This window comes from Nocardioides sp. (assembly GCF_031422975.1).
GTDB lineage: Bacteria > Actinomycetota > Actinomycetes > Propionibacteriales > Nocardioidaceae > Nocardioides.
Genome location: NZ_JANPEO010000598.1, coordinates 1 through 3,730 on the forward strand (window position 1 = coordinate 1; position 3,730 = coordinate 3,730).

Sequence of the window (3,730 nt, forward strand, 5' to 3'; positions counted from 1 at the left end):
CTCATCCCCTTCGTGGTCGCGCCGGCCGCGGTCGCGCTGATCTTCGGCAACGTCTTCGGTGACCGCTACGGCCTGGTCAACGAGGCGTTGCAGGGCATCGGCCTCGAGCCGATCAGGTGGCACGTCGACACCCTGGCCAGCCACCTGGCGATCGCCTCGATGGTCAACTGGCGCTGGACCGGCTACAACGCGCTGATCTTCCTGGCGGCCATGCAGGCGGTGCCGCGCGAGCTCTACGAGTCGGCGGCCCTCGACGGCGCCGGGAGGGTCCGGCAGTTCCGCTCGATCACGCTCCCGCTGATCCGCCCCACCCTGCTCTTCGTCGTCATCACCTCGACGATCGGCGGGCTCCAGATCTTCGCCGAGCCCCGGCTCTTCGACACCCAGGGCCTCGGCGGCTCCGACCGGCAGTACCAGACGCTCACGATGTATCTCTGGGAGCTGGGTTGGCGGGTGCGCGACCTGGGCATGGCCTCGGCCGTCGCATGGCTGCTGTTCCTGATCATCATCGTCTTCGCCGTGCTCAACCTCGCGGTCAGTCGTCGCGTCCACATGCTCGGCGGACGCCGATGAACCGCCGCCCCGGCTTCCTCGTCTATGGCCTGCTGGCCGCCTTCGTGCTCGGCTCGTCGGCGCCCCTCTACTGGTCGTTCCTCGTCGGCTCGCACAGCCGCGACGTGCTCACCAAGCGGGTGCCACCGCTGCTGCCGGGCGGCCACTTCTTCGAGAACGCGCAGCGGGCCTTCGAGGCCGTGCCGTTCTGGAAGGCGCTGGGCAACAGCCTGCTCGTCTCCACGACGGTCGCCACGTCCGTGGTGTTCTTCTCGACCCTGGCCGGCTATGCGTTCGCCAAGCTCGCGTTCAAGGGTCGAACGCCCCTGTTGGTCTTCGTCGTCGCCACCCTGGCGGTGCCCACCCAGCTCGGGGTGATCCCGCTCTTCATCGTGATGGCCAAGCTCGGCTGGGTCGGCTCCATGTGGGCGCTGATCGTGCCCGGGATGGTCACGGCATGGGGGGTCTTCTTCATGCGCCAGTACCTCGTCGACGCCGTGCCCGACGAGTTGATCGAGGCCGCGCGCGTCGACGGCTGCTCGATGCTGCGCACCTTCTGGACGGTGGCCGTCCCGGCCGCCCGACCGGCCGCCGCGATCCTGTGGCTGTTCACGTTCATGGCGACGTGGACCGACTTCTTCTGGCCGCTGATTGTGCTGCCGGCCAGCAACCCCACCGTCCAGATCGCCCTGCAGCAGCTGCAGAGCGGCTACTACGTCGACTACAGCCTCGTGCTCGCCGGCGCCGCGATCTCCACGGTCCCGCTGCTGGTCCTCTTCGCCCTGACCGGCCGCCAACTGGTCGCCGGCATCATGCAAGGAGCCGTCAAGGGATGACCATCCAGCGCACCGTCACGACGACAACGCCGAGCCTCGACGAGGTGACCAGGTTCCCGCCCGACTTCGTCTGGGGCGCCGCCACCGCGTCATACCAGATCGAGGGAGCCGTGGCCGAGGACGGCCGCACGCCGTCGATCTGGGACACCTTCTCGCACACACCGGGCGCGGTCCTCAACGCGGACACCGGCGACGTCGCGTGCGAGCACTATCGCCGGATGCCCGAGGACGTCGCGCTGATGCGGGAGCTCCGGATCGCGTCCTACCGCTTCTCCGTGGCCTGGCCGCGCGTGCGCCCGAACGGCGGGCCGGTCAACAGGGCGGGTCTCGCGTTCTACGACCGGCTCGTCGACGAGCTGCTCAGTCAGGGGATCGCGCCTTGGCTGACGCTCTACCACTGGGACCTCCCGCAGGCGCTCGAGGATGCGGGCGGGTGGACCAACCGCGACACGGCCCACCGCTTCGCCGACTACTCCCTGTCCGTCTACGACGCGCTCGGCGACCGGGTGCCCACGTGGACGACCCTCAACGAGCCCTTCTGTTCCTCGCTCCTGGGGTACGCCGCGGGCCACCACGCCCCCGGGCGGCAGGAGGGCGTCGCCGGTCTCGTCTCGGCGCACCACCTGCTGCTGGGTCACGGCCTCGTGGTCGATGAGCTGCGTCGCCGTGCGGACGCGAACGGCGACGACATCCGACTCGGGCTCAGCCTCAACCTCACCGTGCCTGACCCGCACGACCCCGAGGACCCGGTCGACCGGGATGCCGCCCGGCGCGTCGACGGGCTGCACAACCGGCTGTTCCTCGACCCGATCTTCCGCGGCAGCTACCCCGAGGACGTGCTGGTCGACACCGCCCATCTCGCATGGCAGACCGGCCACTGGCACGAGGTCGTGCGCGACGGCGACCTCGCGCTGATCTCCACGCCCATCGACGTTCTGGGCGTGAACTACTACCACGGCAACGCTGTCTCGGGTCATCCGCACACAGACGTCGTCGGCGTCGGCAGCGACCAACCCGACCGGGTCGCGCTGTCGCCGTGGGTCGGCTCCGAGCACGTCACGTTCCCCAGTCGCGGGCTGCCTGTCACCGCCATGGGTTGGGAGGTGCAGCCCGAGGGCCTGCACCGTCTGCTGGTCCGGCTGCACGAGGACTATCCGCGGCTGCCGATCTTCCTCACCGAGACCGGTGCGGCGTACGCCGATGAGCCCCGCCCCGACGGTGCGGTGCACGATCCCGAGCGGATCGAGTTCCTCGACGACTACCTCCGCGCCGTGCACCGAGCGATCGACGACGGTGTGGACGTACGCGGCTTCTACCAGTGGTCGTTCATGGACAACTTCGAGTGGGCCTACGGCTACGCCAAGCGTTTCGGGCTCGTCCACGTCGACTACGAGACGCAAGCGCGGACCCCGAAGTCGAGTGCGCTCTGGTATGCCGAGGTGTCGACGCAGGGAGGTCTGCCCGCGACCGGCCCAGCCACGTGGCTACCGTGACCCACGTGGACGGGACGAAGAAGGACGCGAGGCCGGGGACGCCCACCCTCGACGAGGTCGCCAGGGTTGCCGGGGTCTCCCGCGCCACTGCCTCGCGCGCCATCAACGGCGGCCAGCGCGTCAGTGCCCGCGCGCAGTCCTCGGTGGACGCCGCAGTGAGCTCGCTCGGCTATGTCCCCAACCCCGCAGCGCGCAGCCTCGTCACGCGTCGCACGGACTCGATCGCGGTGGTCGTGCCCGAGCCCGACGACCGGGTCTTCTCCGATCCGTTCTTCGCCGGCACCCTGCGCGGCGTGACCCGCGTGCTCGGGGAGCGCGACATCCAGCTCGTGCTGCTGCTCGCGCGTCCCGGCGCGTCGACGGCGCGCACCCTGCGCTACCTCACCAACCGGCATGTCGACGGTGCACTGGTCGTCTCCCACCACCGCGACGACGGCCTGGCAGAGCACATGGCCCGGCTCGACCTGCCCTGCGTCTTCGGCGGCCGGCCCTGGGCCGCGAGCGACCGGGTGGCGTATGTCGACGTCGACAACACTGCAGGCGAGCGGCTGGCCACCGAGGTGGATGCACTGGCGTCGGCGAAGACCACACTGTTCCGCATTCGCTTTGCCCTGCATGTGCTGGCGCGCCGCGCCGAGGAGCGCCTGCTGTTCGACTACCAGCGCGAGCTGGCGCGCATTCTCGGTTACCGTGACAAACACGCCGACAATCTCGGTGTCGAGCAATGCATGCAGGAGTACTACCGAGCTGCACGCTGTATTGCCGGCACCAACGAGGAACTGCTTGCCCGCTGCAGTGAAATGCTGGCGCCGTCGGTTGCCGTTGGACAGAAACTCGGCGGCGGTTTTG

General features: G+C 69.4%; 4 protein-coding genes. All 4 read left to right on the forward strand.

Annotation, left to right across the window (positions count from 1 at the left end):
* The coding region (locus RMO85_RS17810; protein WP_310530057.1) for a sugar ABC transporter permease at nucleotides 1-573 on the forward strand (573 nt) is incomplete at its 5' end.
* A complete protein-coding gene (locus tag RMO85_RS17815; protein ID WP_310530058.1) occupies nucleotides 570-1,388 on the forward strand; it encodes a carbohydrate ABC transporter permease in 819 nt (272 codons plus the stop codon). The genes RMO85_RS17810 and RMO85_RS17815, both read left to right, overlap by 4 nt.
* Nucleotides 1,385-2,881 (forward strand): GH1 family beta-glucosidase, encoded by a 1,497-nt coding sequence (locus RMO85_RS17820; protein WP_310530059.1) that lies wholly within the window; start codon nucleotides 1,385-1,387, stop codon nucleotides 2,879-2,881. Before RMO85_RS17815 ends, RMO85_RS17820 begins: the two co-directional genes overlap by 4 nt.
* 5 nt (nucleotides 2,882-2,886) lie before the next feature.
* A partial coding sequence (locus RMO85_RS17825; RefSeq protein ID WP_310530060.1) for a LacI family DNA-binding transcriptional regulator occupies nucleotides 2,887-3,730 on the forward strand: 844 nt, incomplete at its 3' end.

What these genes read in the sequence shown, in the direction of transcription:
- RMO85_RS17815 (WP_310530058.1), top strand. Translation starts at nt 570, where the DNA reads ATGAACCGCCGCCCCGGCTTCCTCGTCTATGGCCTGCTGGCCGCCTTC.
- RMO85_RS17820 (WP_310530059.1), top strand. Translation starts at nt 1,385, where the DNA reads ATGACCATCCAGCGCACCGTCACGACGACAACGCCGAGCCTCGACGAG.